Genomic DNA, 26,941 nt, shown 5'->3' with positions numbered 1-26,941 from the left:
AGGTGAGCGAAATGGTTGATATGACTAAAAATACCACCGAGAAAAAACTCACTCAGAGTGATATTCGTGGCGTGTTCATTCGTTCTAACCTGTTCCAAGGTTCATGGAACTTCGAACGTATGCAGGCGCTGGGCTTCTGCTTCTCTATGGTTCCGGCAATCCGTCGCCTGTACCCTGAGAACAACGATGCGCGTAAGCAGGCGATTAAGCGTCACCTTGAGTTCTTCAACACCCATCCGTACGTCGCGGCGCCGGTACTCGGCGTAACGCTGGCGATGGAAGAGCAGCGTGCTAACGGCGCGGAAATCGACGATGGCGCAATCAACGGTATCAAAGTCGGTTTGATGGGGCCGCTGGCAGGCGTCGGCGACCCGATCTTCTGGGGTACCGTGCGTCCGGTATTCGCCGCGCTCGGCGCCGGTATCGCGATGAGCGGTAGCCTGCTTGGTCCGCTACTGTTCTTCATCCTGTTCAATGCCGTGCGTCTGCTGACCCGCTACTACGGCGTAGCATACGGCTATCGTAAAGGCGTGGACATCGTTAAGGATATGGGCGGCGGCTTCCTGCAGAAACTGACCGAGGGGGCGTCAATCCTCGGCCTGTTTGTCATGGGGGCCCTGGTTAACAAATGGACGCACGTTAATATCCCGCTGGTGGTTTCCACGATCACCGGTCAGGATGGTCAGACTCGCGTGACCACCGTGCAGACCATCCTTGACCAGCTGATGCCGGGACTGGTGCCGCTGCTGCTGACCTTCGCTTGTATGTGGCTGCTGCGTAAGAAAGTCAACCCGCTGTGGATCATCGTTGGCTTCTTCGTCATCGGTATTGCCGGCTACGCGGTCGGCCTGCTGGGTCAATAATCGTCACGTAGTAGGCCGGGGGCAGCTTTGTCCCCGGCTTTTTTTAGCGTTAAAACGTGTACCTGTATGCAGGTCCACGCTGGCTGGAGGATCAATGGCAATCACGGAGCTGGTGCTCATTCTGTTTATCGTCGCCCTGGTGGCTTTCGCTATCTACGACCAATTCATCATGCCGCGCCGCAATGGCCCCACCCTGCTGTCAATCCCCCTGCTGCGTCGTGGACGCGTCGACGGGATGATTTTCGTCGGCCTGACGGCGATTCTCATTTACAACAATATTGCCAGCCACGGCGAAATAATCACCACCTGGTTATTATCTGCGCTGGCATTAATGGGGTTATATCTGTTCTGGATCCGTACGCCGCGAATTCTGTTTAAAAAGAGCGGTTTTTTCTTTGCCAACGTGTGGATTGAATATCCGCGGATTAAAGCGATGAATTTGTCGGAAGATGGCGTACTGGTGATGCAATTAGAGCAGCGGCGCCTGCTTATTCGCGTACGAAATATCGACGATCTGGAAAAAATATACAAACTACTCGTTACCATTCAATAAGTTACGGATATAGCCTGCGCTATATTTCCGCCAGTCATTACTGTGGGAATATATAGCCATGGCTATATTTACCCGCCTTCCCTCGTTATATTATTTAACCAATCCTTCACTTAATATTTTAAATGAAAATCGTTATCATTTATTGTAGCTAATATTATTTTTCTGTGATTGTTTTACCTTCTCAAAATATGTTAAGGTTGCGCCCGTCGTTGGGGAGTAGCCGATTTTCCGCAGGTGGAAAATGTACGTGTCAACATACTCGTTGCAAAACGTGGCACGTACGGGTTGAGCGGTCGTTCAATCAGGCGAGACCATAGATACATCACTGCTGTACGTTATGCTCAGGCTCCGCGTATGTTTACTGGGGGCAGCGATGTGTCATATGGATATTCCCCGGTCAGGACACGCTCATGAATATTTCTGCCACTATCCTTCTTGCCTTTGGTATGTCGATGGACGCGTTTGCCGCTTCTATCGGTAAAGGCGCCACCCTGCATAAACCTAAATTCTCCGAAGCGCTGCGCACCGGTCTTATATTCGGCGCGATCGAAACCCTGACGCCGCTGGTCGGCTGGGGGCTGGGCATGTTGGCCAGCCAGTTTGTACTGGAGTGGAACCACTGGATCGCTTTCGTGCTGCTGGTGTTTCTCGGCGGGCGCATGGTGATTGAAGGTTTTCGCGGCGGTGATGATGATGAATGTGAAGCGCCGCGTCGCCACGGCTTCTGGTTGCTGGTGACCACCGCATTCGCTACCAGTCTTGACGCGATGGCCGTTGGCGTGGGGCTTGCTTTCCTGCAGGTCAATATTATCGCCACCGCGCTGGCTATCGGCTGCGCCACCTTTACCATGTCAACGCTGGGAATTATGGTTGGCCGCTTTATCGGCCCGCTGCTCGGCAAACGGGCCGAAATTCTCGGCGGTATCGTGCTAATAGGTATCGGCGCGCAGATTCTGTGGGGCCATTTCGCGCCGTAGCCCTTACGCCTCGCGCTGCCAGCAGTGAATCATGAAATCGGTCTGGCAGCCAAAGGTCTCCTGCTGGCGCAGTAATTCTCGTACCTCCGGTTTCGCTCGCCAGGCAAACGGCGTCATCTGCAGTAACGCTTCCGCCTGCGTGCCGCTCAACTGCATCGGATAGGCTAACTGCTGCTCATGACGCAGCGTAAAGCCCGGCATCGCTTCCCGGTTCAGTTCATGCAGACGAACTTCATCGTAGATCAGCCCTTTCAGCTCCATCAAATGGCGCGGCCCCGGCGTAGCGGTAATCACCCAACCGCCGCCTTTCACTACACGCGCTAATTCGTCCGCGTTACAGGGCGCATAAATACGCACCACCGCATCCAGAGAGCGATCGGCAAAAGGCAACCGTTGGCTGGAAGCAACGCAGAATTCGACCTGCGGGTAACGTTTAGCGGCGGCGCGGATCGCCGATTTTGAGACATCGAGGCCGAAACTGCGTGCGGCAATGGCGGCGAAAGCATGCGTGTAGTATCCCTCTCCGCAGCCAATATCCAGCAACTCGCCCGGTGCGAAAGCCCGCAGATAGCTGCAAATCGCCTCACGCAACGGCTGATAATATCCGCCATCGAGGAAGGCGCGGCGCGCCTGCATCATCTCAGCGCTATCGCCCGGGTCGCGCGAACGTTTGAACTGCACCGGCAGTAAATTGACATACCCTTCCTTTGCCAGATCGAACTGGTGCCGCTGCGGGCAAATATAGCTATTTTCGCTGCGGCTAAGCGGCGCGTGGCATAGTGGACAGGTATAAGACATGATAACTCCGGTGGCGCTGAAAGGGCGAAAGTGTAGCGCTATTCGCCCTCGCAGACCACTGTTACAGCGCGGGAACCGAATCCTCGCGGTTATGCATGACGATAAGATTCTCAGAGCCTTGCGGCATACCGTCTGGCATCACGTTTTCCAGACGCAACACATCGCCCATAATTTGGCTGAACACCGGCGCGGATACCGCCCCGCCGTAGTATTTACCGTTGCTGGGGTCGTTTATCACCACCACCAGCGCAAACTTCGGCTGACTGGCCGGTGCCACGCCGGCGGTGTAGGCGACGTATTTATCGATGTATTTCCCGTCGGGGCCAATTTTCTTCGCCGTGCCGGTTTTCACCGCGATACGATAATCGCGTACCGCCGCTTTCGTCCCGCCCCCGCCCGGCAGCGCCACGCTCTCCATCATATGTTCCACTTCATGCACGATCTCCTGCGGCATAACTCGCGTACCGATAACCGGCGGATCGATACGGGTTATCGACAGCGGGCGTTCAATGCCGTAGCCGCCGATCGTCGCGTAGACATGCGCCAACTGCAGCGGCGTCACCATCAGCCCATAGCCAAAGGCGAAGGTAGCGCGATCCAACTCGCCCCAATAGCGCCGATGCGGCATCAGCCCGGAGCTTTCACCGGTCAAGCCAAGCCCGGTCGGGTCGCCAAAGCCAAAGGCCTTATAAGTGTCGATCAAGTGTTGCACCGGCATTGCCAGTGAGAGGTGCGAAACCCCGGTATCGCTCGATTTTTGCAAAATACCGGTGAGCGTCAACTCAGGATAATAACCCACATCGCGAATGCGATGACCATCAAGGGTAAAGGGATGGGTATCGACGACGCTATCCGGCTGCACGATACCCTGCTGTAACGCGGTCATAATCACCAGCGGTTTGACCGTTGAGCCCGGCTCAAAGGTATCGCTGATAGCGCGATTACGGAAATCATCCAACTGGGCGCTGTCGCGGTTATTAGGGTTAAAATCCGGGTAGCTGGCCATCGACAGGATTTCGCCGGTATCAATCTTGATTAATACCGCCGCGCCGGATTCCGCCTTATTCCACCGCACGGCATTATCTAACGCATCTTCCGTCACCGTCTGCAGGCGCTCGTCGATACTGAGCTGCAGGTTATGCGCCGGCACAGCGGCCTGCTCGGTAATATTCTCGATCACGTGGCCATGGCGGTCCTTACGCACCAGCCGACGCCCCGGCGTTCCCATGAGCTGTTTGTTAAAGCTTTTTTCAACCCCCTCGATCCCCTGATTATCCACGTTGGTAAAGCCCAGCAGGTTCGCCGCGACGTGCCCGGCGGGATAGAAGCGGCGTGATTCATCGCGCAGATAAACGCCCGGCAGGTGTAATTTATCGATCCACTCCGCCTGTTCCGGATTAACCTGACGCGCGAGATAGAGGAATCGGGCATGCGGATGTGACTGCACCCGATGAGAGAGGTCAATAAGATCAATATGCAACGCTTCCGCCATTGCCTGCCAGCGCGGACCATAGCCGACGCCGCCCTTTTCCAGCATGGTCTGCGGATCTATCCAGATAGCGCTTACCGGCACGCTCACCGCCAGCGGGCGTCCTTCACGATCGCTAATGGTTCCGCGCATCACGTCGATGGGTTCTTCGCGCAGCGAACGCATATCCTCTTGTTTAACCAGATTATCCGGAGAGACGATTTGCAGCCAACCTACCCTCGCCAGCAGAAATCCAAGACATCCCAAAATCGCCACACACAGCAACCCAAAACGGATAGGGAGAAAATTTGTGGCGGACTTACTTTTATTCTTTTGCACCGTAGCTCCAGCATTATTTTGCAACCACCTGATTTAACAGAAAATTGGCAAAACAGACTGCTAAACAGTGCTAATAAGGGTGATGTTTTGCAACAAAGCGCGTCGGAGGGGAAATATTGGAAATACTTTGCAACAGATGCTAAAAAGCCCCGCTATAGCGAGGCTTTCTTACAAGATGAGTGGTCTTGAATCAGATAGCAGTTACGTTAACTGCAGCCGGACCTTTCTGGCCGTCCTGAATTTCGAACTCAACGTTCTGGCCTTCAGCCAGAGTTTTGAAGCCGTTACCCTGGATTGCAGAGAAGTGTACGAACACGTCTTTGCTGCCATCAGCCGGAGTAATGAAGCCAAAACCTTTAGACTCGTTGAACCACTTAACTTGACCTTTAATCTTTGCCATTTGCAAAATTCCTTAAACTGTTTTCTTCACCCGCAGGTGCTTACATAGATAAAACTGACACATAACTGCATGAGGCACTAATATAAGGTTCGGCAGAGAAGCGGTATTCAACGACAACGTGTTTACTCAGGACTTCTTTACTGAAAATGCCACACATAAACAGAACTGTACCTCGTTTAACCCGAAACGTGTTATCACACACAACGTAAATAATGGCAAGCCATTTTTAAACGTGTCACGATCGTTCGCACAAATTATCAGGAAATCATTTGATCGCCTGCACATTTATGCGTCTTTGCCGCGCCTGGCTTATCTTTGCATCGTTACCAAACACACAATAACGTATGCCTGATAAATGCAACTTTTTTACCATAGCTCAACAACTTCTGTTCGTCCAGGTACGTACGTATACGAACTGCCATATTTGAGGGGGCGTTGCGGCATCATGTGCATAATGATGCGCAAATAACGTTAAAGAACAAGAGGAAATCGCCTTCACTCGCCGCGTAGTAGTGTTAATTAAACCCCTAACTCGTTACAGCACAAATATCCGCTAAAATAGCCCTTAATAATGAAATATTAATGACAAAGTATTGCCGTCAGGCAATAGAAACGTTTCGTTATTACTTTTTTTGATTAGCTCAAAAGATTATTCAAAATGTGAAATAGAGCGTGGATGTTTAATTCATTAAACGGTAACGACCAACCGTGAGATGGGGAATTACATAAGAATAAGTTATAGCAACTTTTTATGACACTCGCAGGCGCGCACGAGATGTGCACACCTGTTCTTCAAACTTAACGTTCGGCAACGAGACGAATGAAATCGTCGTCGTTTTTCTCCTTCTCATCCGCTGTAGGTTCAGTAACCTCTTCTTTGTGCGGCGCATTGGCTTCACAGAGACGGCGCAGCAGCGCGTTCTGCCGCTTTTGTTGATCAAGCAGCGACTGCAGCAGTTCGATTTGCTCATTGCTACGTGAACTGGCACGATTCACAAAGAACCACAGCAGCAGCCCTACAAGCAGCAGTACAACGGAAAGCGCCAGAGACGCCAGACTTACAATCCCAGGATTCAGTAACTCACTCATTTCACCACCTCAAAGAGAAGGCGTTCATTCTACCACCCACGCGGCAGAAGAAAATCCGTCGGCACAAAAATGTCTTACCAGGGGATGAACTTGTTAATAGCGCAAATGCCGCTGAAAAATTGTACATCCTGATCGCACATTACGTTAAGCATCTGAGTCCACAGCAGTAAACAACCCGCTATGACAACGATCAGCAAAACCCAGCGTAATTTTTTCACTCCACTCTCCGTACCATAATCAGATGTGGCCAGGATAACATGGCCTTCTTAAACCGCGGCTAACTGTAATACGAAAGGCGAGTTTAGGAATCATAGACTTGTATCAAATAATGTTCATGCCAGAATAAACGTCAGGATCATACAAATAACGAGGCAACAATGCGATTGATCATTCGCTCTATTGTCATACTAGCAATCGTCTGGATTGGCGTATTATTAAGCGGTTATGGCGTGTTAATTGGCAGCAATCAGAATGCTGGCGGGCTGGGACTGCAATGCAAATACCTGACAGCGCAGGGTATCACCACCGCACAATATGTTCATTCTGATAGCGGTATTATCGGTATTACCAACTGCCCTATTCTGCGCAAAAGCGTGAAGGTTATCGACCAGGGTTAAAATGACAGGAGCTACAGGGTAAGGTATTACGCTGTAGCTCATCATTCACTGTCAAAACGGGTAACGGTTATAACCCATCTGCTCGGAAATCTTACGCGCCGCAGCGTGCAACATCGCCACATATTCGTGCAAACGTTCTTCAGAGAAACGCAGCGTCGGGAAGGAGATACTCAGTCCGGCAATCACCACGCCGAAGCGATCGAAGACCGGCACCGCAATACAGCGTAATCCTTCTTCCTGCTCCTCATTGTCTTCGCCATAGCCCTGCTCGCGCACCTGGTCCAGCACTTTCAATAGCGCGCTGGTATCAGTAATGGTTCGCTCGGTGCTACGTTTGTACTCGACGCCGTCCATGATTTGCTCGACTTCCGCCCGGTCGCGCCACGCCAGCAGCACTTTGCCAATGGCGGTGCTGTACAGCGGATTACGTCGGCCGATACGCGAATACATCCGCAGGTTGTACATGGAATCAATTTTGTGGATGTAAACGATGCTGTCTTCATCCAGCGCGCCGAGGTGAATCGTCTCTTTGGTCAGGCGAGAAATTTCACGCATCTGGATATCCGCGCTGCGGATCAGGTCAACGTTCTGCAACGCCCGCGCGCCAAGCTCGAACAACTTCAACGTTAAAGAATATTTCTCAGACTCGCCTTCCTGTGCGACATAGCCCAGTGACTTCATAGTCTGTAAAAAACGATACACCGTGCTTTTAGACATCATCACACGCTGTGACAATTCGGTGATACCAATCTCACGCTCTTCGCCCAAAGCCTGCAGGATGCCAAAAACTTTTAATACTGAAGAGACAGAATCTGGCTGTTTATCCATATCAGCAGCTGCCATTGTTCACCTCATCGTAACTGTTTTATAAAATTCAGAACTGTTTTTTATTATAAATTCACATTATGACCGTCGCAATCGTTGTTCTGCGAGTTGGTTACAAATCTGCGACTTATGGTTGAATAATCAATGCTAAAATCATTAATCAGAAAATAGTTTCCTCTAAGACTTAAACTTCACATGGAAAAAAAACTTTTGGATGGCCTGCCGGTTCCGCAGCGTTACGGCGCCATTCTGACGATTGTATTAGGCCTGACGATGGCCGTACTCGACGGCGCTATCGCCAACGTCGCCCTGCCGACTATCGCCACCGACCTGAATGCCTCGCCGGCATCTTCAATCTGGATAGTCAACGCCTATCAAATCGCTATCGTCATCGCCCTGCTGCCACTCTCGTTTCTTGGCGATATGGTTGGCTATCGACGAATCTATAAAATTGGTCTGGTAGTGTTTACCATCACCTCGCTGATTTGCGCCCTCTCCCGAAGTCTCGAGATGTTAACGCTGGCGCGTGTGGCCCAGGGGCTGGGCGGCGCGGCGCTGATGAGCGTCAACACGGCGCTGATTCGCCTTATCTATCCTAAGAGGCAGCTAGGTCGCGGAATGGGCATCAACTCTTTCGTCGTTGCCGTCTCCTCCGCCGCGGGGCCGACCATTGCCGCCGCTATCCTCTCGCTTGCTTCCTGGCAATGGCTGTTTTTAATCAACGTACCGCTGGGGATTATTTCCATCTTCCTCGCCATGCGCTTTTTACCGCCCAACAGCAGCGCCAGCAAGATTACCCGTTTCGATCTGCCGAGCGCGATGATGAACGCCCTTACCTTCGGGTTGCTCATCACGGCGCTGGGCGGCTTTGCCCAGGGACAATCTGGTTACCTGGTATTGGCCGAGGTCATTGCTATGCTGATTATCGGCTTCTTCTTTGTTCGTCGGCAGTTGCGCATGCCGGTCCCACTGCTGCCGGTTGATTTACTGCGCATTCCAATCTTTTCGCTCTCTATCTGCACCTCGATCTGCTCTTTTTGCGCGCAGATGCTGGCGATGGTTTCCCTGCCCTTTTTCCTGCAAACCGTTATCGGACGCAGCGAAGTAGAGACCGGGTTACTGTTAACGCCGTGGCCGTTGGCGACCATGGTGATGGCCCCTCTGGCGGGTTATTTGATCGAGAAGGTTCATGCCGGGCTGTTGGGGGCAATGGGACTGCTGATCATGGCCTGCGGCCTGTTTGGCCTTGCGCTATTACCCTCTTCACCTTCCGATCTCGATATTATCTGGCGGATGGCGTTGTGCGGCGCAGGTTTCGGACTGTTTCAGTCGCCAAATAACCATACCATTGTCTCCTCTGCGCCAGGCCATCGCAGCGGCGGCGCCAGCGGTATGCTAGGTACCGCACGCTTACTGGGGCAAAGTAGCGGCGCCGCGCTGGTCGCCCTGCTGTTTAACCTGGCAGGCAATAGCGGCACCCACACCGCGCTTCTGCTGGCCGGCTCCCTGGCGGTCATTGCCGCCGCCATCAGCGGGCTACGCGTAACTCAGCCGCGCGCCGCCTGATAACGAGCGGCCAAAAAAAATCCGCAGCCGGAAAGCTGCGGATTTTTATTTTCAGCGTCTGCACGGCAGATTATTTCAGGTATTCTCCGCTACGCAGCGCTTCAATACGTTTGTCCAACGGCGGGTGGGTCATGAACAATTCGCTCATCGATTTCGCTTTACCGTTGATACAGAACGCCATCATGCTGCTGGCTTCCTGCGGTTCATAGCTGGTTTTCAAACGCTGTAATGCAGCAATCATTTTCTCACGACCGACCAGTTTGGCGGAACCTGCATCGGCATGGAATTCACGATAGCGCGAGAACCACATGGTGATGATGCTGGCGAGAATACCGAATACCAGTTCCAGTACGGTAGCGACCGCAAAGTAGATAAGCGGGTTACCGTTACTGCTTTCACCTTCATCTTCACGGTTGCCGCCAAGGAAACCGGTCGCAATCTGCGCGATAACGCGGGAAATAAAGATAACGAAGGTGTTCACCACCCCCTGAATCAGCGTCATGGTGACCATGTCGCCATTAGCAATATGGCTGATTTCGTGAGCGATAACGGCTTCCGCTTCGTCACGGCTCATATTCTGCAGCAGACCGGTACTCACGGCGACCAGAGAAGCGTCGCGGCGCGCGCCGGTGGCGAAGGCGTTGATGTCAGGGGCGTGATAAATCGCCACCTGCGGCATGGCGATGCCTGCCTGCTGCGCCTGCTGTGCGACGGTGTTCATCAACCAACGCTCAGTTTCGTTACGCGGCTGTTCGATAACTTCCCCACCAACCGACTTCAGCGCCATCCATTTCGACATCAACAGCGAAACGATCGAGCCGCCAAAACCAAACAGCAGCGCCATGATCAGCAGGCCGGTCATGCTGCTCGACTGGATCCCCGTCAGGCTAAGCACCAGGCCAAACACCACCATGACTGCCAGGTTAGTCAGCAGGAAAAGCGCGATTCGCATCATAATATTCTTTTTACCTCGATTTAACAAAACGCACTATGCGATACCCCATATCGTATGGGTCAGATGCTAATTTTCAACGATCAGACCCCGCTAAGTCACGAGAAAGACACAACTTTACATTTTGTAGCATATCGCTGACACCCCAGGCGAGTGTTGACAATTTTGTTGAATAAAGTCGACAGCCGGATGAGGACAGAAAAAGAAACGGGCACAATCACTTGTGCCCGTTGAGGAGTTATTTGCTAACCGGTGGTTCTACCGGAGGCTGCGCTTTTTCCTGTTGCGCCAGGTCAATCGCGATATGCACGGTTTCATCAAGATACGGATCCGGCTCCTGATAATCCTTCGGCAGATCGTCTATCTTTTTGAGAAGCGGCTTGCCTTCGCGCTTAAGGCGATCGTTTACCCGCGCCAGACGAATCGCATCATCTTCTTCATTCTCTTTCTCACGCTGCGCGTAGTTCAGAGAAACGATATTGCGCTTATCTTTCATGGCGTTAAAGCGCGCAATATCCTTCATGATGTACTGGAATTCCGGATCTTTTGCGATACGGTCTTCATGGCGCTTAAGCAGTTCAGGTTCGAACGGTTTCATATCGCCGGACTTCACGTAGGTCGCCGGATCGATGCTATCCCACGGCAGCGCGTTATCTTCATACTGCTCGCCGGTATCGCGATCTTCTTTACCGGTTGGCATCATGATGTCCGGAGTAACCCCTTTACGCTGAGTGCTGCCGCCGTTAATGCGGTAGAACTTCTGGATGGTGTACTGCACGGAACCTAATGCCGGCCATTCCGGGCGCAGCATTTGATCGTAGATACGGTTCAGCGAACGATACTGCTGAACGGTGCCTTTACCGAAGGTCTGCTCGCCGACGATCAGCGCACGGCCATAGTCCTGCATCGCGGCAGCAAAAATTTCCGATGCTGAAGCGCTGAAGCGATCGACTAAGACCACCAGCGGGCCTTTATAGTAAACCACACCGTCGGTATCGCTATCTTCGCGGACCTTACCGTTGTTATCACGCACCTGTACTACCGGGCCGGATGGGATAAACAGACCAGAAAGCGAAACCGCCTCCGTCAGCGCCCCACCGCCGTTACTGCGCAAATCGATGACGATACTGCTGACGTTCTGTTTTTCCAGCTTCTGCAGTTGTACTTTGACATCATCAGTCAGGCCAACGTAGAAACCCGGGATATCCAGCACGCCGACTTTTTCTTTACCGACGGTTTTGACCGACATCTTAACCGCGCGATCTTCAAGACGAATACGTTCGCGGGTCAGAGTAACAATACGGGTTTTCGCCCCTTTGCCCGCTGGCAGAACCTCCAGGCGAACTTTACTGCCCTTCGGTCCTTTGATCAGCGCGACAACATCGTCCAGCCGCCAGCCGATAACATCAACCATGCTCTTACCCGGCTGACCAACGCCGACGATACGGTCGCCAACGCTAATCGCTTTGCTCTTCGCCGCCGGGCCGCCGGCAACCAGTGAATTGATCACCGTGTAGTCGTCGTCCATCTGCAGCACCGCGCCAATACCTTCCAGAGACAAGCTCATTTCAGTATTAAACTGTTCGGTGTTACGCGGGGAGAGATAGTTGGTATGCGGGTCGATTTCGCGGGCGAAAGCGGTCATCGCCAGCGAGAAGACGTCTTCGCTGTTGGTTTGGGCCAGGCGACGAATCGCAAACTTATAACGCCGGGTCAGGGTTTCACGAATTTCTTTATCGTCTTTACCCGCCAGCTTCAGGCTCAGTTCATCGAACTTCACCTTGGCGTCCCACAACGCGTTAAGCTCGGCTTCATCCTTCGGCCACGGCGCCTTGCTGCGATCGAGGTTGAAGTTGTCGTTGCCGGTAAAATTCATCGGACGATCCAGTACCTTCAGGGCGTACTGGTAACGCTCAAAGCGACGCTTCTGCGCGAGGTTGTACAGGTCGTAGAAAACGTCCAGTTTGCCGCTGCGCAGTTCATCGCCAATTTTATTTTTTTGCGCCGCAAACTTAGAAACATCGCTGGCCAACAGCACGTTATGGCTGTAATCCAGCAGATTCAGATAGCGGTCGAAAATCTTTGCCGAAAAGGCGTTGTCGAGATCAAACTGCCGATAATGGGAGCGGGTAAAGCGCGAGGTAACGCGCTCGCTCACCGTCGCGTGCTGCGGCTCTTCTTTCAGCACGGGAATTTGATCGACTCGGGTGATATCGTCCACGGCGAAGGCATGGCCTGCTATTGCTAGCAGGCCCGCAAGCGCGGTGAGCTTAAAAAGTTTGTTCATGCCTGGCCCGGCCTCCGTTTCAGAACACCAGGTGTTCTGCGCGTACAATCATTGACATACCAGAAGTCAGCTGTACACGAACGCCATCTTTGGTGATTTCCACAACGGTGGCGTCCATTGCGTTGTTGCCTGCTTTCACCTTCAGAGCCTGACCGACGCTCAATACAGAGACGTCAGACACCGGGGTAAGACGTTGCTCTTCACGCGGTGCTTTGGCAGCTGCAGGACGCGGCTTACGCTGTTCACTACCTTCTTTACGGCGAGCCTGCGGCTGAGGACGCGGTTTACGCTCGCGGCGTGCACCTTCTTCCTGCTGGCCTGCCGCGGCAGCGGCTTCGCGCTTTTTAGCCTGCTGGCTGGCGCGCTGCGCCTGAACGCGAGCTTTGGCTTCTTCGAGCTGCTGACGGGCGTGAGCAACGTGTTGCTCTTCCAGTTCACCGCACGGGTTGCCGTCGAGATCGACGCGAATCGCTCCCGCTTTCACGCCGTACAGATAACGCCAGCTCGAAGTATAAAGACGTAAGGCAGCGCGCAGTTGGGTTTTGCTGAGATTCATCTCGCCGCCAACTCGCTCTACAAGATCCTGAAAAATACCGATTTTCAGGGGGCGCGCTTCGCCTTCAGCGCTGAAACACTGAGGAAAACGTTCGGCCAGAAACGCGATTACTTCTTTACTGCTATTCAACTTAGGTTGATTTTCCATGAAATTTCCTGATTACAACGGACGTAGCCAACAAGCCGCAGGCATGAACAGGCGTCATTATAATGACGTCATCGCTAAATGCTACGTTATCCGTTGATTATCCTGCGACGTGGGCAAAGATTTTTTGATAATCGGTCGCCGCAATCAGCGTTTCGAGGCGCGAGACCAGCTCTGCAAGCCCCTGTTCGTCTTCTGCGGTGAAGCGGGAATACGCCGTGCTATCGATATCCAGTACGCCGATAATCTGATTATTCACCTGCAACGGAAAGACGATTTCCGAATTGCTGGCGGCGTCACAGGCGATATGGCCATCAAACGCATGGACATCTTCCACGCGCTGGACGCGGTTCTGCGCCACGGCGGAACCGCACACGCCGCGGCCGACCGGAATACGTACACAGGCCAGCTTACCCTGGAACGGCCCCAGCACCAGCGTATCGCCTTCCAGGAGATAAAAACCGGCCCAGTTGACCTCTTCCAGACGTTCAAACAGTAACGCGCTGGTATTTGAGATCATTGCCAAAAAACTGGTTTCGCCTGCCATAAGCGCCTGAAAATCGCGGTTCAGATCCGCGTAGAATTCTGTTTTGTTCATTTTTTAATCACTTAGTTGTCTTACTATCTCATCTGCAGATGCCTACTAAAATAAGCATTAAATGCCTTCGGGCTCAAGATGAATTCATTCCTGGGTTAATATAGTGGGATACATTCATTCCCGAACGTAATAAATGCTGATAAAAACACCCTCAATCACGCCGACGAAGAAGATTACCGTTCATTCGGTCAGTTCGCCAACGCCGCATGCGCACTATCAGCGCTGTACGCAGTGCGACATGTTGTTCCGCATACCGGTTGTGAAAAGAAATCAATGCGCCTGGTGTCCGCGGTGCAACGCGAAGGTACGCGACGGCCGCGATTGGTCCCTTTCCCGGCTCGCCAGTATGGCATTTACAATGATGTTGCTGATGCCGTTCGCCTGGAGCGAGCCGCTACTGCGTTTGCATCTGCTCGGCGTGCGTATTGACGCCAACGTCCTGCAGGGGATCTGGCAGATGACCAACCAGGGCGATCCCATTACCGCCGCGATGGTGCTCTTCTGCGCGGTGGTTGCGCCCGTCCTGCTGGTGGTCTCCATCGCCTACCTTTGGCTTGGCAACGTGCTGGGGATGAACCTACGTCCGGTGCTGCTGATGCTCGGCAAACTGAAAGAGTGGGTGATGCTGGACATTTATCTGGTCGGTATCGGCGTCGCCTCCATTAAGGTCCAGGACTATGCTTTCCTGCAGCCCGGCATCGGCCTGATCGCCTTTATCGCGCTGACCCTACTCAGCATCCTGACGCTCATCCACATGAACGTTGAAGAGTTGTGGGAGCGTTTTTATCCCGAACGACCGGCCATGCGCTACGACACCAATCTTCAGGTTTGCACCGGCTGTCACTATACCGGTTATCGCGACTCCCGCGGCCGCTGCCGCCGGTGCCATACCTCGCTGCATCATCGCCGGCCGCAAAGCCTGCAGCGCAGTTGGGCGGCTTTGATTGCGTCGCTGGTTTTCCTGCTGCCGGCCAACCTGCTGCCGATTTCGATAATCTACGTCAATGGCGCGCGCCAGGAAGATACGATTCTTTCGGGGATCATTTCACTTGCCAACAGCAACATCGCAATCGCCGGCGTAGTGTTCATCGCCAGTATTTTGGTACCATTCACCAAAGTTATAGTGTTATTTACCCTGCTGGTCAGCATACAATTCAAGTGCGAACAGGGGCTACGTACGCGTATCCTGCTGCTGCGGCTGATTACCTGGATCGGCCGCTGGTCGATGTTGGATCTGTTTGTTATCTCATTAACCATGTCGTTGATAAACCGCGATCAGCTCCTGGCCTTTACCATGGGGCCGGCGGCGGTCTATTTCGGCGGCGCGGTGATTTTAACTATCCTTGCAGTTGAATGGCTGGACAGCCGCTTACTTTGGGACGCTCATGAGTCAGGAAACGCCCGCTTCGCCGACTGAAGCCAAAATAAAAACCAAACGCCGTATCTCGCCATTCTGGCTGTTGCCGGTCATCGCGCTGATGATTGCCGGATGGCTCATCTGGACCAGCTTTGAAGGTCGGGGAACGACGATTACCATCGATTTCCAGTCCGCAAACGGGATTGTTCCGGGACGTACCCCTATCCGCTATCAAGGGGTAGAGGTTGGTACGGTACAGGATATCTCTTTGAGTAAGGACCTCAGCAAGATTGAAGTTTCCGCCAGCGTGAAGAGCGATATGAAAGACGCGCTGCGCAAAGATACCCAGTTCTGGCTGGTGACGCCAAAAGCCTCTCTGGCCGGCGTTTCCGGGCTGGATGCGCTGGTCGGCGGTAACTATATCGGTATGATGCCGGGCAAAGGCGAACCGGAAGATCATTTCGTCGCTCTGGATACTCAGCCGAAATACCGTATCAACAACGGCGAACTGATGATTCATCTGCAGGCGCCGGATCTCGGTTCGCTGAACAGCGGATCGCTGGTCTATTTCCGTAAAATCCCGGTTGGCCGGGTGTATGACTACACGCTCAACGCCAACAATCAGGGGGTGACGATTGATGTATTAATCGAACGTCGCTTCACCAATCTGGTGAAAAAAGGCAGCCGGTTCTGGAACGTATCCGGGATTAAAGCCGACGTCAGCCTGAGCGGCGCTAAAGTCCAGCTGGAAAACCTCTCCGCGTTAGTTAACGGCGCCATCGCCTTTGACTCGCCTGACGACTCCAAAGCGGCGGCGCAAAACGACGAGTACAATCTGTACGAAGATCTGGCGCACAGCCAGCGCGGGGTGCTGGTGACGTTGGAGCTACCCGACGGCGATGGGTTGAAAGCAGGTTCTACGCCGCTGATGTACCAGGGGCTGGAAGTGGGACAGTTAACCAAACTCAATCTCAATCCCGGCGGTAAAGTTACCGGTGAGATGACCGTCGACCCGAGTGTGGTCACCCTGCTTCGGGATAAGACGCTGATTCAAATGAAGAAGCCGAAAATCTCACTGGATAACCCAAGCGTTAGCGCCCTGCTCACCGGCAATACTTTTGAACTGGTCCCTGGTGACGGCGAGCCGCGCAATCACTTTATGGTGATGCCAGCCGATAAAGCGCTACTGGAAGAACCGAACGTCGCCACCGTTACTTTATCGGCGCCGGAAAGCTATGGCGTTTCCGCCGGCCAACCGCTGATGCTGCACGGCGTTAAAGTCGGCCAGGTGCTGGAACGCAAGCTAACCGCAGAGGGTGTCACTTTCCAGGTCGCCATTGCGCCGGAGTATCGCAATCTGGTACGCGGCGATAGCAAATTTGTCGTCAACAGCCGCCTTGATGTGAAAGTTGGGCTTGATGGCGTGCAGGTGCTTGGCGCCAGCGCCAGCGAATGGGTCGATGGCGGGATCCGCATCATCCCCGGCGAAAAAGGGGAAATGCAGAGTCGCTATCCGCTGTATGCCAACCTGGAAAAAGCGCAGGAAAATAGCCTCAGTGAAATCCCGACCACCACGCTGAGTCTTTCCGCGGAAACGCTGCCCGATGTGCAGGCAGGCTCCGTGGTGTTGTATCGCAAATTCGCCGTCGGTGAGATCATCTCGGTGAAACCTCGTAGTAATGCTTTCGATATCGATCTGCATATCAAACCGGAATATCGCCACCTGCTGACCAATAACAGCGTCTTCTGGGCCGAAGGCGGCGCGAAGGTAAAACTCGACGGTAATGGGCTAACCGTGCAGGCGTCGCCGCTGGCGCGCGCGCTGAAAGGCGCGATCAGCTTTGATAACCTCAACGGCAGCAGCGCCAACGCGCGCTTGAACAATAAGCGTGTCCTGTACGCCTCCGAAACCGCCGCCCGCGCGGTGGGTGGCCAGATCACGCTGCACGCTTTCGATGCCGGTAAAATGGCGGCGGGCATGCCGATTCGCTACCTCGGTATCGACATCGGCCAGATCCAGTCGCTGGAGTTGATTACGGCAAAAAATGAAGTTCAGGCGAAAGCGGTGCTTTATCCGGAATATGTCGGCACCTTTGCCCGTGCCGGTACCCGCTTCTCGGTGATTACGCCGCAGATCTCTGCCGCCGGCGTTGAACATCTGGACACGATCTTCCAGTCATATATCAACGTTGAACCTGGCCGTGGTTCGCCGCGCCGCGACTTCGAGATTCAGGACACCACCATCACCGATTCGCGCTACATCGACGGCCTGAGTATTATCGTCGAAGTGCCGGAAGCCGGTTCGCTTGATATTGGTACGCCGGTGCTGTTCCGCGGCCTGGAAGTGGGTACCGTGACCGGGCTGACGCTGGGCTCGATGTCCGACCGCGTAATGGTTAAGCTGCGTATCAGTAAGCGTTACCAGTACTTAGTGCGCAATAACTCGGTGTTCTGGCTGGCTTCCGGCTATAGCCTCGACTTCGGCCTGATTGGCGGAGTGGTGAAGACGGGTACCTTTAACCAGTTTATCCGCGGCGGTATCGCCTTTGCCACCCCGCCGGGAACGCCACTGGCGCCAAAAGCGCAGGATGGCAAACACTTCCTGCTGCTGGAAAGCGAGCCGAAAGAGTGGCGCGATTGGGGAACGGCACTGCCTAATTAATTCCCAATGCCTCATAAACGCCCCGGTGTCCCGCGCCGGGGCGTTTATGATAAACTGCGCACCCTTTTTTCTTGTGGTGCGCTGCTCGTGGCTCAAAACGCTGTCTATCTTCCGGAACCCTTCCTCGCTCAAATGCGTGCGGCTATGCCAACGCATCTCTCTTTCGATGACTTTATCGCCGCCTGCCAGCGTCCGCTGCGCCGCAGCATTCGCGTCAATACGTTGAAGATAACGGTCGCGGATTTTCTGCAACTGGTCGCCCCTTACGGCTGGCAGTTAACGCCGGTTCCGTGGTGTGCCGAGGGTTTCTGGATCGAGCGTGATGATGACGATGTACTACCGCTGGGCAGCACCGCCGAGCATCTGAGCGGACTATTTTATATTCAGGAAGCGAGCTCGATGCTGCCGGTGGCGGCGCTGTTCGCCGATGGTGAAATGCCCGAGCGAGTGATGGACGTCGCCGCTGCGCCGGGTTCCAAGACCACGCAGATAGCCGCCCGGATGGGCAACCACGGAGCGATCCTGGCCAACGAATTTTCTGCCAGCCGGGTGAAAGTGCTGCACGCCAATATCAGCCGCTGCGGCATTAATAACGTTGCCCTCACCCACTTCGACGGGCGCGTCTTCGGCGCCGCGCTGCCTGAATGCTTTGATGCCATTTTGCTTGACGCCCCCTGCTCGGGCGAAGGAGTGGTGCGTAAAGATCCCGACGCGCTGAAAAACTGGTCGCCGGAAAGTAATCAGGAGATTGCCGCCACCCAACGTGAGCTCATTGACAGCGCCTTTCATGCTCTGCGTCCTGGCGGCACCCTCGTCTACTCCACCTGTACGCTGAACCGTGAAGAAAACGAGGAAGTGGTTAACTGGCTGCTGCAAACCTACCCGCAGGCGGTTGAAGTCCTGACGCTGGATTCACTCTTCCCGCAGGCTCGCGAAGCGCTCACCGACGAAGGTTTCCTGCACGTATTCCCGCAGATTTTTGATTGTGAAGGTTTTTTCGTTGCCCGCCTGCGTAAAACCGCCTCTATCGATCCGCTGCCTGCGCCTGGCTATAAAGTAGGCAAGTTCCCCTTCACACCGATGAAGGGGCGGGAAGCCGCCGCAGTCGCCGCCGCCGCTAATGCTGTTGGCCTGCAATGGCCAGAGCATCTTCGTTTATGGCAACGCGATAAAGAAATCTGGCTGTTCCCGCAAGAACTGGAAGCGTTAATCGGCAGGGTTCGTTTTTCTCGCATTGGGATTCGTCTCGCTGAAACACATAACAAAGGCTACCGCTGGCAACATGAAGCGGTGATCTCACTGGCCACGCCAGAGGCTCCTTTTGAGCTCACCTTAACGGAAGCGGAGGAGTGGTACCGTGGACGCGATGTCTATCCCGAAGCGCCGCCGCAGCAGGACGATGTCATCGTCACTTTCCAGGGAATGCCATTAGGGCTCGCTAAACGCGTAGGGTCACGTCTGAAAAATAGTTATCCCCGCGAACTGGTGCGCGACGGCAAACTCTTCGCCGGAAAGTCGTGACCGCGCGCTAAAAAGCGCACTTTTTGACTGGCGATTTACTCCCCGTTGTCTACGCTGAAAAATGACGGCCTAACTGGTCGTACCACAACTCAGCAGACAAACGGGGTGAATGATGAGTAAAACTAACGTACGAATCGGCGCGTTTGAAATCGACGACGCCGAGCTGCACGGCGAATCACAGGGTGAGCGAACGTTAAGCATTCCTTGTAAATCCGATCCTGACTTATGCATGCAACTGGACGCCTGGGATGCCGAGACCAGCGTTCCCGCCATTCTCAATGGCGAACATTCTGTACTCTACCGTAAACATTACGATCGCCAATCCGATGCCTGGGTCATGCGCCTTGCCTGACTCAAATAAACCCGTCGTCTGAGACGGGTTATTTATATCCCTCCCCCGCTGCGCTAACTTCCCCTACACTTACCTTATGTTTATTCGCTTATGAGGGCTGGATGTTCGCCTTAGTATTATTCATTTGCTATCTGGACGGCGGGTGCGAAGACATCGTGGTTGATGTTTACAATAGCGAGCGACAATGCCTCGTCGCGATGGACGATCAGCGAATTCGCCAGGGCGGCTGTTTCCCGGTAGAAGATTTTATCGACGGCTTCTGGCGTCCAGCGACGGAATATAGCGACTTTTAAACAGCCGACTGCAGTTGCACCAGCGTTAACTCGCCGCCAAATACCGCGCCGGTATCAATGTAGTGTTGGTTATCACTATCGTAACGATGTTTAAGCGGCGTATGGCCAAACCAAAAGTGATCGGCCCCGGCGATCTCACCGTGCCGCCCCGCCAGATGATCGGTCAAACGCTGGCGGCTCCAGAGTACCTGATGCTCTGCCACGGGCAACTGCCAACGGTAGACGCTGGCTGGATAGTCGGCATGGGCAATCACGTGGGTGGTATCCTGGCAGCGAAGTTCAATGATCAGCGGCAAATTCCAGCAACGAGTAAACAACAAATCAGCCAACCGTTTCTGTTCTTGTGAGGCCGTTTGATACCAGTCGCCACCGTTCATCGTCCACAGCGCCATCTCCCCGCTCGCCCGCGCATCCAGGGCCATCTGCTCATGATTACCGCGCACTGCTCTGAACCACTGGCAACGAAGCAAACCCAGACATTCCACGCTTTGCGGCCCACGGTCAATCAGATCGCCAACGGAAATCAGAAGATCCTTCCCAGGGTCAAATTTCAGCTTGCGCAACTGAGACATTAATAAATCAAAACAACCATGTAGATCGCCCACCAGCCAAATATTACGCCAGGCGCAACCATCTTCTCGCTGATACATATTTCACCCCCTCACTTAATTATACAAAATATGACTGAAAGCGATGTTGAAAATTCATACGTCAATCAACGTTAAACAAGGCGCAAATATAGTCTGGCGAGCCATTAAGGTTGTCCGATGAGATCCTTAAAATAAAGCTCAAATAATGACGAGGTATGACATCGTGACGGACAATAGCCTGCATTCATCATGCACACTTCAGCAACGCTCAAATTTGATTGCCGATCTGGTAATGGGGCGTATCACGCCCGCGCCTATCTGGCAAAAGCGCAACTATCGGCTTAAATTTTTTCTGCGTACGGCACTGTTCTATCAGCCGACCCGCGAGATGCTGGACACCCTTTCTGCGCGTGGTGATTTCCGCCAACTGCTGGCGGCGCAGGCTACGCTGCCAGGTAAAGTACATCGCCAGTATTTAGTGCGCGACCTTAACGCCCGTCAGCGTTCCCAGGCTATCATTAGCCACTATCAGTACGTCGACTCGCTGGGCGAGAACCGATTGGCAACGGCCATGATATCGCCGTCAGAACGACCGTTACTGACCCTGTCCGCTAAAGATGATGCGGCCTTCACGCTCTTTGCCTCGTCAGCCGGCAAAGCCGAACGAGAAGGTGAAACGACTCTTTGGCTTCGCGATAGCCAGCAGCAACTGTTAGCCAGCGCTACGTTTAGCGTGATTCACCATCAAGGAGAGTGGCAACTGGTCATCGGCGGCCTGCAGGGACCGCGCCGCAATGTCTCTCATGACGCAATTAAACACGCGACCCGCGCCTGCTACGGCCTGTTCCCCAAACGTCTGCTGCTGGAATTCATCTGGCTGTTGGCCGGCCAAAGCAATATTCAGGCTATTTACGCCGTCAGCGATAATGGCCACGTATTCCGCGCTCTGCGCTATCGTTTGAGCAAAGGTCGGCACTTCCATGCCAGCTACGATGAGTTCTGGCAATCAATTGAAGGTGTGCGTAACGATAGTTACCGCTGGCGCTTGCCGCTGAAGCTGGAAAGGAAATCGCTGGAAAGTATCGCCAGCAAAAAACGCGCCGAATATCGCCGCCGTTTCCAGTTAATGGATGATATGGCCGTACAGGTGGCTAATCTGCTACGCGTAAAATAAATATTCATCTCTTATTACGAAAAAATTTCGCCGTTTTAAATAACGGCGTTTTCATTTGCAGATACTTTGGTTAATATCGTGGCCTGTTGATAATTGGTTTAAGTTGGCCATTGACACCATGAGTAAAACTGAAATTTTCCTGCTACTGATTATCCTGCTTATTTTAGGCAGTGCCCTGTGGTTTATTTTCAGTGACGAGATATGGGTATTGGTCAGCTATCTGGAAACTTCACTCTATCCAACGTTAATCACCCCAGAATAACTCCATCGCTCAACACGCAAACCGCATTAATGGTATAGCATTCCATCATTGCCTTATTTTATTTATCATACAAATATGTATACTAGCGGCTTCCGATGTAGACCCACCTTTCACCTGCACTATGGGTCTGGTTGCGTGCAGGTGTCTTCTTTCTGTTGTTTTTTTACTCTCCCCCCCTACTAACTTCTTCCCTGGCATTTCGCCAAAAATATGCGCTAACACGACAATTGCAAAAATTATACTAAGCCCTTCTTTCTGCTATTCATAAAATTCAGAACAAACCACAGAAAAACAATCATAAACAAGAAGTTAAAACCATATAGAAACAAGAAACTAGCTCAAAACACCATTAATAACAATAAAACAGACAAATATAAAAAAATAAGCATTTTTCCAGACAGCGATTATATGTTGATTAATGGGATTAATCTCATCTTCACAAAAACAGGGTTTTACTTAGCGGCTTTCAATCCAGAGGTTCACCATGAACGTCCACACTTTTTCGCGCACTTTGCCTGGTATCTTTATCACAACAGCGCTTCTCGTTCAGGCGCCATGGGTCGCTGCAGCAGGGCTAACCACAGGTACATTGACGGGTCAGGTCGGGGTGCAGTTGACTATCGGCTCGGGCTGTACCGTCACCAATGGTTCCAGCGCAAGCGGGGTAAACAGCTGGGGTACCATTGATTTCGGCACCTATAGCGATTTGGTTAACGCCATAGATAGCAATCTGATTGGCAGCGGCGGCGCCAGCGCGGTCTCAATCATCTGTAGCAATAACCTTCCCGCAACGCTGACATTGAATAACGGTCAGCATGTAGGGACAACCGGACTGCGCCAAATGCAAAGCGCCGACGGCGATCAAATTGCCTACCGGCTTTACTCAAATAGCACCCGTCAGGCTGAATTTACCAGTGCCGGTATCGGTATCACGGGGACGGGTAGCGCTCAGGAAATCCCGATTTATGCCCGGGTGTTGCCGGCAGATCAAGGCGGCGTAACCGCCCCTGCTGAGGGTTTCTACCAGGACGTGGTCACTGCAACATTAACCTGGTAACGCTGTGGAGAAACGGATGTCATGTTGCGCACAATTTGGCTACTCATATTCTTTTTTTCGACCACAGCCGTCTGGGCTGACAGTGCGCAGAAAACCTTCAAAGTGACCGCGCAGATCACGACCGGCTGCCTGCTTGGCAACGGAACAGGGACCCCTGGCGCTGATTTTGGCACCTTAAATTTTGGCTCCATGTCATCGCTTTATAGCAATGTTGATGTCGCCAGCTCCGCTGGCGCTGGCTCTATCGTTGTCGCGTGTACGCCGGGGATGGCGATCTCGCTGGCGCTTGACTATGGCGTCAACGGCGGCTCTGCGGCTCAACGCTATATGTCCAACGCCACCGGCAGTACGCTGGCTTACCAGCTTTTTCAGGATGCTAACCGCTCTACCGTTTGGGGGACTGGCGCTCAAGCCTACAGCGTCGCCTCATTCCCCAACACGACACAAACTTATACGGTTTATGGCCGCCTTTTTGCCACGAATGGCTTCCCGGCGCAAGGTTCATACACTGATACCGTTACGGTCACGCTGACCTATTAAAATAAGACAGGTTGAATATGATTCATCGTTGTATTGTTGTTTTGCTGGGTTCATCAATAAGTCTTAACGCCTGGGGCGCCAGCTCGGTGCTGGTGTGGCCTATTTTTCAAACCATCAGCGCCAGCGATAAAGGCTCTGAACTGTGGCTGGAAAATCGCGGCGCGACGGCGGTAAATTTACAACTACGCATTTTCGGTTGGGATCAAAAAGAATCTAAAGATCTTTATGCCGATCAAAACGATGTGGTCTCCAGCCCCCCGTTCGCCAATGTTCAGCCAGGACAACGTCAACTTATTCGCCTGATGCGTGTGTCTCCGGTCGCCAGCGGCCAGGAAAAATCATATCGAATCGTGATTGATGAAATTCCCGCGGCGCAGCCGACAAAACAGACTGACAAGAGTTCAGCCGGCCTGAATATGCGCATGCGCTATGTACTGCCTTTGTTTATCTACGGGCAAGGCGCGCAACCGTTGAAGCTGGAAAGCAGCGTCGAACCAATACGAACCGCGCTAAGCTGGTCGCTTAGCGGTCAGAATCTGTGTATTAACAATGCCGGGAATCAACACGCCAGGTTGAGTAATGTCTACTGGTCAACATCAGCAGGAAAGCCGCAGGTCGAACAAACTCAGGGTTTACTGGGGTATGTGCTGGCTAAACGTCGCGTCTGTTTCCCGACATCAGGCCGCGCGGCGAACGCATCCGGGATGCGCCTGTTTGCGAAATTGACTGATAATAGTCAGGCGGTGGAAATTCCGGCAGCGCGTTAACCATGAGGCTTCTCATCGGAACCGGTGGTCTGCTGGCTATTGCTTCGGCAACGGCCTGGGCGGCTACCTATGATTCGTTACCCGCACCTGCGGCCACGCCAGGCACACAGCAGGAGTACGTGCTGTATCTCGGTATTTCCGTCAACGGCAACACGCCTGTGGGTACCGTGCCGGTGAAAGTGATTAATGATCGTTATTGGATCTCCGCTGCGGTACTCAAGCAGATGTGGATCCCTGTTCCCGACGGCAAAACGCTGGTTGACGTAGGAGAGATAGCGGAGGTCAAGGTCGTTTACGACCAGCCCGGGCAAATGCTGAAATTAACCGTTCCGGATAATTGGCTGCCGGAGCAGCATATTGGTAATAGTCGCGAGCAGGAGTATCTGCAGGCGATCAGTACCCCTGGGCTGTTGTTTAACTACGATTCCTATAGCCTGGCTTCTTCTGGCGGCGAGCGAACCACCAGCACCTCGACGGAATTTCGCCTTTTCGGCCCAGCCGGGGTGTTTTCAAACAATGCGGTGATCAGACAGAACTGGTCATCTCGTCACGACGATAGCCAACAAGGCTATATTCGCTACGATTCGCTGTGGAAATATAGCGACCCGGAAAGTCTGCTCAGCTACCAGGCGGGGGATGTGGTAAGTAATGCTTTAACCTGGAGTAGTTCAGTACGTGTTGGTGGTATTCGTCTCAGCCGTAACTTTGCGGTACGCCCTGACCTGATCACCTACCCTTTGCTCAATCTTTCCGGTAGCGCGGCGGTCCCCTCCAGTGTCGATCTCTTTATCAACGGCTACAAAGCCAGCTCAACGCAAATTAACGGCGGCCCTTATACTCTCACCAACGTACCCTACATCAGCGGCGCCGGCGAAGCGACTATCGTCACAACCGATGCGCTTGGCCGCCAGGTCTCCACTAGCGTGCCTTTTTATGTCTCCAACACTCTGCTACGCCAGGGACTCAGCGATTTCGATTTTACCCTCGGCGCGTTGCGTAATAATTACGGCACTAAAAACGCCGACTACGGTGCCGGCGCCGTCAGCGCGATCTATCGCTATGGCTTGACCAATTGGCTGACGGTGTCAACGCATACTGAAGACCGGCAAGGATTAACCAACGGCGGTATCGGCAGCGACATCACTATTGGCACGATTGGCACCTTGAGCCTGTCTGCCAGTGCGAGCCAGGGTGATAAGCAGGGCAACCAGTATTCCGCGGGCTATTCGTACTACGGCAATATCTGGGGGATTAACTATCAGCATATTCAACGCAGCGAGAATTTCGCCAATCTCTCCAGCTATCGCTCAACGACAACCCTCAGCCGTCAGTCAGACCAGGCGACATTAAGTCTCAGCCCATGGGGAAAAGTGCTTGGCGCATTTAGCCTCGGATATTTCGATATCCAGGCCCAGGACAACAGCCGCACCCGGCTGATGAACTTTTCCTGGAGCCGCAGCCTGTGGCGGAACAGCAGCTTTAACCTGAGCATCAACCGCGATTTGCAGGCAGACACCTACTCCAGCATGATGCAGATAACCATTCCCTTCGACAGTTTCGGTTCACTGCAGTTAAGCAGCCAGCGCGCCAGCTCCGGCGAGTGGGGGCAAAACGTCGCCTACAATCGTTCCGCCCCTGCGGAAGGCGGTTTCGGCTGGAATTTAGCCCACTCCATCAGTGGAGATCGCTACAGCCAGGCGGATCTGACCTGGGTGAATGATGTTTCAACCTTGAGCGGCGGTTATTACGGTTCGCAGCATGATAATCAGGGCTGGTTTGAAGCAGCAGGCTCGGTGGTAATGATGGATAGCAGCCTGTTCTTCGCGCGACGAATCAGCGATTCATTTATCGTCGTCTCGACCGCCGGCTATCCGGACGTCGCGGTCAATTATGAAAATCGAAAAGTCGGCACTACCGACGATAGCGGGCACCTGCTGATCCCGTGGGCCGCCGCCTGGTATCCGGGCAAAGTGACCCTCGACACTCTGCCGCTGCCAACCGACGTTGAGGCTAAAGTCGTCGAGAAACGCATTGCGGTGCGGGAAGCCAGCGGTGCGCTGGTTGATTTCCCGGTTACACGCGTGCGTTCGGCCTCGATAACTTTGGTTGATAAAACGGGTCATCCTTTGCCGCTGGGAACGGCCGTTGAGGAACTTACCAGCCAGCAGTCTGGCGTGGTCGGTTATGACGGTCTGGTGTGGTTTACCCATCTAAACCAGCAAAACCAATTAGTTATTCACACGGCTAACGGCGAATGCCGGGCTTTATTCACGCTGCCGGAATCTACGCCGGTGCCACAACGTATCGGCCCACTAAGCTGTGGCTAAGAATGAA

General features: G+C 53.3%; 27 protein-coding genes, 1 pseudogene and 1 riboswitch. Of the genes and pseudogenes, 16 read left to right on the top strand and 12 right to left on the bottom strand.

Features of this window, described 5'->3' with window-relative positions; translation table 11 throughout:
* Nucleotides 1-11 precede the first annotated feature (11 nt).
* From ABLU78_RS23645 to mntP, 3 genes are all read left to right on the top strand, one after another.
* Nucleotides 12-863, top strand: coding sequence for a PTS mannose transporter subunit IID (locus ABLU78_RS23645; RefSeq protein WP_015366038.1), 852 nt, complete (start codon nt 12-14; stop codon nt 861-863).
* A gap of 94 nt (nt 864-957) precedes the next feature.
* The gene (locus ABLU78_RS23640; protein WP_047040812.1) at nt 958-1,416 is read left to right on the top strand and encodes a DUF986 family protein; all 459 of its coding nucleotides are present in this window, start codon (nt 958-960) and stop codon (nt 1,414-1,416) included.
* A gap of 199 nt (nt 1,417-1,615) precedes the next feature.
* Nucleotides 1,616-1,719: riboswitch (yybP-ykoY riboswitch) on the top strand.
* 107 nt (nt 1,720-1,826) lie between these two features.
* Nucleotides 1,827-2,393 carry a manganese efflux pump MntP gene (gene mntP / locus ABLU78_RS23635; RefSeq protein ID WP_015366036.1) on the top strand — a complete coding sequence of 189 codons (567 nt, stop codon included), beginning with the start codon at nt 1,827-1,829 and terminating at the stop codon, nt 2,391-2,393.
* A gap of 3 nt (nt 2,394-2,396) precedes the next feature.
* On the opposite strand, the gene rlmA is transcribed toward mntP, so the two are convergent.
* From rlmA to mgrB, 6 genes are all read right to left on the bottom strand, one after another.
* A complete protein-coding gene (gene rlmA / locus ABLU78_RS23630; protein WP_015705931.1) occupies nt 2,397-3,191 on the bottom strand; it encodes a 23S rRNA (guanine(745)-N(1))-methyltransferase in 795 nt (264 codons plus the stop codon).
* 61 nt (nt 3,192-3,252) lie between these two features.
* Entirely contained in the window at nt 3,253-4,998 is a 1,746-nt protein-coding gene (gene ftsI, locus ABLU78_RS23625) for a peptidoglycan glycosyltransferase FtsI (protein WP_032711924.1), read from the bottom strand.
* A gap of 190 nt (nt 4,999-5,188) precedes the next feature.
* Nucleotides 5,189-5,398: a transcription antiterminator/RNA stability regulator CspE gene (gene cspE / locus ABLU78_RS23620; protein WP_001062678.1), complete on the bottom strand. Its 210-nt coding sequence runs from the start codon at nt 5,396-5,398 to the stop codon at nt 5,189-5,191.
* A gap of 40 nt (nt 5,399-5,438) precedes the next feature.
* Nucleotides 5,439-5,555 carry a DUF2627 domain-containing protein gene (locus tag ABLU78_RS23615; RefSeq protein WP_071530300.1) on the bottom strand — a complete coding sequence of 39 codons (117 nt, stop codon included), beginning with the start codon at nt 5,553-5,555 and terminating at the stop codon, nt 5,439-5,441.
* A 641-nt stretch (nt 5,556-6,196) separates the two neighbouring features.
* On the bottom strand, nt 6,197-6,487 hold the full coding sequence (locus ABLU78_RS23610) for a YebO family protein (protein WP_048228927.1): 291 nt from the start codon (nt 6,485-6,487) through the stop codon (nt 6,197-6,199).
* A gap of 74 nt (nt 6,488-6,561) precedes the next feature.
* A complete protein-coding gene (mgrB, locus tag ABLU78_RS23605) occupies nt 6,562-6,705 on the bottom strand; it encodes a PhoP/PhoQ regulator MgrB (protein WP_015366032.1) in 144 nt (47 codons plus the stop codon).
* A gap of 159 nt (nt 6,706-6,864) precedes the next feature.
* On the opposite strand from mgrB, the gene ABLU78_RS23600 reads away from it, so the two are divergent.
* Entirely contained in the window at nt 6,865-7,104 is a 240-nt protein-coding gene (locus tag ABLU78_RS23600) for a YobH family protein (protein ID WP_015705933.1), read from the top strand.
* A 51-nt stretch (nt 7,105-7,155) separates the two neighbouring features.
* On the opposite strand, the gene kdgR is transcribed toward ABLU78_RS23600, so the two are convergent.
* Nucleotides 7,156-7,947 carry a DNA-binding transcriptional regulator KdgR gene (gene kdgR / locus ABLU78_RS23595; RefSeq protein WP_015366030.1) on the bottom strand — a complete coding sequence of 264 codons (792 nt, stop codon included), beginning with the start codon at nt 7,945-7,947 and terminating at the stop codon, nt 7,156-7,158.
* 177 nt (nt 7,948-8,124) lie between these two features.
* Here kdgR and ABLU78_RS23590 point away from each other — a divergent pair, with 177 nt between their 5' ends.
* The gene (locus ABLU78_RS23590) at nt 8,125-9,495 is read left to right on the top strand and encodes an MFS transporter (protein ID WP_015705935.1); all 1,371 of its coding nucleotides are present in this window, start codon (nt 8,125-8,127) and stop codon (nt 9,493-9,495) included.
* A 70-nt stretch (nt 9,496-9,565) separates the two neighbouring features.
* Here the strand turns inward: ABLU78_RS23590 and htpX are convergent, their stop codons facing one another.
* The 4 genes and pseudogenes from htpX to ABLU78_RS23570 all read right to left on the bottom strand — a co-directional run bounded on the left by htpX (nt 9,566) and on the right by ABLU78_RS23570 (nt 14,032).
* Nucleotides 9,566-10,450, bottom strand: coding sequence for a protease HtpX (gene htpX, locus ABLU78_RS23585; protein ID WP_048228928.1), 885 nt, complete (start codon nt 10,448-10,450; stop codon nt 9,566-9,568).
* 235 nt (nt 10,451-10,685) lie between these two features.
* Nucleotides 10,686-12,734, bottom strand: a complete 2,049-nt coding sequence (gene prc, locus ABLU78_RS23580; RefSeq protein ID WP_032711925.1) for a carboxy terminal-processing peptidase — start codon at nt 12,732-12,734, stop codon at nt 10,686-10,688.
* A 19-nt stretch (nt 12,735-12,753) separates the two neighbouring features.
* Nucleotides 12,754-13,437, bottom strand: coding sequence for an RNA chaperone ProQ (gene proQ / locus ABLU78_RS23575; protein WP_015366026.1), 684 nt, complete (start codon nt 13,435-13,437; stop codon nt 12,754-12,756).
* Between the two features lie 81 nt (nt 13,438-13,518).
* Nucleotides 13,519-14,032, bottom strand: a pseudogene (locus ABLU78_RS23570) (GAF domain-containing protein).
* 133 nt (nt 14,033-14,165) lie between these two features.
* On the opposite strand from ABLU78_RS23570, the gene yebS reads away from it, so the two are divergent.
* The 5 genes from yebS to ABLU78_RS23545 all read left to right on the top strand — a co-directional run bounded on the left by yebS (nt 14,166) and on the right by ABLU78_RS23545 (nt 20,217).
* A complete protein-coding gene (gene yebS, locus ABLU78_RS23565; RefSeq protein WP_015705937.1) occupies nt 14,166-15,449 on the top strand; it encodes a membrane integrity lipid transport subunit YebS in 1,284 nt (427 codons plus the stop codon).
* Nucleotides 15,418-18,051 carry a PqiB family protein gene (locus ABLU78_RS23560; protein WP_015366023.1) on the top strand — a complete coding sequence of 878 codons (2,634 nt, stop codon included), beginning with the start codon at nt 15,418-15,420 and terminating at the stop codon, nt 18,049-18,051. The genes yebS and ABLU78_RS23560 overlap by 32 nt, the downstream gene beginning before the upstream one ends.
* A gap of 87 nt (nt 18,052-18,138) precedes the next feature.
* Nucleotides 18,139-19,572, top strand: a complete 1,434-nt coding sequence (gene rsmF / locus ABLU78_RS23555; protein ID WP_072057024.1) for a 16S rRNA (cytosine(1407)-C(5))-methyltransferase RsmF — start codon at nt 18,139-18,141, stop codon at nt 19,570-19,572.
* Between the two features lie 112 nt (nt 19,573-19,684).
* Entirely contained in the window at nt 19,685-19,924 is a 240-nt protein-coding gene (locus ABLU78_RS23550) for a YebV family protein (RefSeq protein WP_015705939.1), read from the top strand.
* A 101-nt stretch (nt 19,925-20,025) separates the two neighbouring features.
* Nucleotides 20,026-20,217 (top strand): YebW family protein, encoded by a 192-nt coding sequence (locus ABLU78_RS23545; protein ID WP_015366020.1) that lies wholly within the window; start codon nt 20,026-20,028, stop codon nt 20,215-20,217.
* Here the strand turns inward: ABLU78_RS23545 and pphA are convergent.
* Complete coding sequence (pphA, locus tag ABLU78_RS23540) at nt 20,214-20,867, bottom strand: protein-serine/threonine phosphatase (protein ID WP_048228929.1); 654 nt, start codon at nt 20,865-20,867, stop codon at nt 20,214-20,216. The genes ABLU78_RS23545 and pphA overlap by 4 nt on opposite strands.
* 145 nt (nt 20,868-21,012) lie before the next feature.
* Here pphA and ABLU78_RS23535 point away from each other — a divergent pair, with 145 nt between their 5' ends.
* From ABLU78_RS23535 to ABLU78_RS23510, 6 genes are all read left to right on the top strand, one after another.
* Nucleotides 21,013-21,981, top strand: a complete 969-nt coding sequence (locus ABLU78_RS23535; RefSeq protein WP_162866925.1) for a VirK/YbjX family protein — start codon at nt 21,013-21,015, stop codon at nt 21,979-21,981.
* 118 nt (nt 21,982-22,099) lie between these two features.
* Nucleotides 22,100-22,243 (top strand): Ecr family regulatory small membrane protein, encoded by a 144-nt coding sequence (locus tag ABLU78_RS23530; RefSeq protein WP_015366016.1) that lies wholly within the window; start codon nt 22,100-22,102, stop codon nt 22,241-22,243.
* A gap of 589 nt (nt 22,244-22,832) precedes the next feature.
* Nucleotides 22,833-23,300, top strand: a complete 468-nt coding sequence (locus ABLU78_RS23525) for a spore coat protein U domain-containing protein (RefSeq protein WP_020078466.1) — start codon at nt 22,833-22,835, stop codon at nt 23,298-23,300.
* A gap of 21 nt (nt 23,301-23,321) precedes the next feature.
* Entirely contained in the window at nt 23,322-23,840 is a 519-nt protein-coding gene (locus tag ABLU78_RS23520; RefSeq protein WP_048228934.1) for a spore coat U domain-containing protein, read from the top strand.
* A 17-nt stretch (nt 23,841-23,857) separates the two neighbouring features.
* A complete protein-coding gene (locus tag ABLU78_RS23515) occupies nt 23,858-24,607 on the top strand; it encodes a molecular chaperone (RefSeq protein ID WP_045365658.1) in 750 nt (249 codons plus the stop codon).
* Nucleotides 24,608-24,609: 2 nt separating this feature from the next.
* Entirely contained in the window at nt 24,610-26,934 is a 2,325-nt protein-coding gene (locus ABLU78_RS23510) for a fimbria/pilus outer membrane usher protein (protein WP_048228936.1), read from the top strand.
* Nucleotides 26,935-26,941: the final 7 nt, after the last annotated feature.

It is taken from the genome of Klebsiella sp. JN_Kp122 (assembly GCF_040062085.1).
GTDB lineage: Bacteria > Pseudomonadota > Gammaproteobacteria > Enterobacterales > Enterobacteriaceae > Klebsiella > Klebsiella aerogenes.
This window is presented reverse-complemented; position numbering and strand designations above follow the sequence as displayed.

Excerpts from the sequence above, each read along its gene's own strand:
- cspE (WP_001062678.1), bottom strand. The coding sequence starts at position 5,398 with ATGGCAAAGATTAAAGGTCAAGTTAAGTGGTTCAACGAGTCTAAAGGT.
- htpX (WP_048228928.1), bottom strand. The coding sequence starts at position 10,450 with ATGATGCGAATCGCGCTTTTCCTGCTGACTAACCTGGCAGTCATGGTG.
- ABLU78_RS23640 (WP_047040812.1), top strand. The coding sequence starts at position 958 with ATGGCAATCACGGAGCTGGTGCTCATTCTGTTTATCGTCGCCCTGGTG.
- prc (WP_032711925.1), bottom strand. The coding sequence starts at position 12,734 with ATGAACAAACTTTTTAAGCTCACCGCGCTTGCGGGCCTGCTAGCAATA.
- ABLU78_RS23550 (WP_015705939.1), top strand. The coding sequence starts at position 19,685 with ATGAGTAAAACTAACGTACGAATCGGCGCGTTTGAAATCGACGACGCC.
- ABLU78_RS23590 (WP_015705935.1), top strand. The coding sequence starts at position 8,125 with ATGGAAAAAAAACTTTTGGATGGCCTGCCGGTTCCGCAGCGTTACGGC.
- ABLU78_RS23515 (WP_045365658.1), top strand. The coding sequence starts at position 23,858 with ATGATTCATCGTTGTATTGTTGTTTTGCTGGGTTCATCAATAAGTCTT.
- ABLU78_RS23530 (WP_015366016.1), top strand. The coding sequence starts at position 22,100 with ATGAGTAAAACTGAAATTTTCCTGCTACTGATTATCCTGCTTATTTTA.
- proQ (WP_015366026.1), bottom strand. The coding sequence starts at position 13,437 with ATGGAAAATCAACCTAAGTTGAATAGCAGTAAAGAAGTAATCGCGTTT.
- rlmA (WP_015705931.1), bottom strand. The coding sequence starts at position 3,191 with ATGTCTTATACCTGTCCACTATGCCACGCGCCGCTTAGCCGCAGCGAA.
- ABLU78_RS23560 (WP_015366023.1), top strand. The coding sequence starts at position 15,418 with ATGAGTCAGGAAACGCCCGCTTCGCCGACTGAAGCCAAAATAAAAACC.
- ABLU78_RS23610 (WP_048228927.1), bottom strand. The coding sequence starts at position 6,487 with ATGAGTGAGTTACTGAATCCTGGGATTGTAAGTCTGGCGTCTCTGGCG.
- ABLU78_RS23510 (WP_048228936.1), top strand. The coding sequence starts at position 24,610 with ATGAGGCTTCTCATCGGAACCGGTGGTCTGCTGGCTATTGCTTCGGCA.
- ABLU78_RS23545 (WP_015366020.1), top strand. The coding sequence starts at position 20,026 with ATGTTCGCCTTAGTATTATTCATTTGCTATCTGGACGGCGGGTGCGAA.
- ABLU78_RS23645 (WP_015366038.1), top strand. The coding sequence starts at position 12 with ATGGTTGATATGACTAAAAATACCACCGAGAAAAAACTCACTCAGAGT.
- ABLU78_RS23520 (WP_048228934.1), top strand. The coding sequence starts at position 23,322 with ATGTTGCGCACAATTTGGCTACTCATATTCTTTTTTTCGACCACAGCC.
- ABLU78_RS23600 (WP_015705933.1), top strand. The coding sequence starts at position 6,865 with ATGCGATTGATCATTCGCTCTATTGTCATACTAGCAATCGTCTGGATT.
- mntP (WP_015366036.1), top strand. The coding sequence starts at position 1,827 with ATGAATATTTCTGCCACTATCCTTCTTGCCTTTGGTATGTCGATGGAC.
- ABLU78_RS23535 (WP_162866925.1), top strand. The coding sequence starts at position 21,013 with ATGACGAGGTATGACATCGTGACGGACAATAGCCTGCATTCATCATGC.
- yebS (WP_015705937.1), top strand. The coding sequence starts at position 14,166 with ATGCTGATAAAAACACCCTCAATCACGCCGACGAAGAAGATTACCGTT.
- ABLU78_RS23615 (WP_071530300.1), bottom strand. The coding sequence starts at position 5,555 with ATGTGTGGCATTTTCAGTAAAGAAGTCCTGAGTAAACACGTTGTCGTT.
- pphA (WP_048228929.1), bottom strand. The coding sequence starts at position 20,867 with ATGTATCAGCGAGAAGATGGTTGCGCCTGGCGTAATATTTGGCTGGTG.
- kdgR (WP_015366030.1), bottom strand. The coding sequence starts at position 7,947 with ATGGCAGCTGCTGATATGGATAAACAGCCAGATTCTGTCTCTTCAGTA.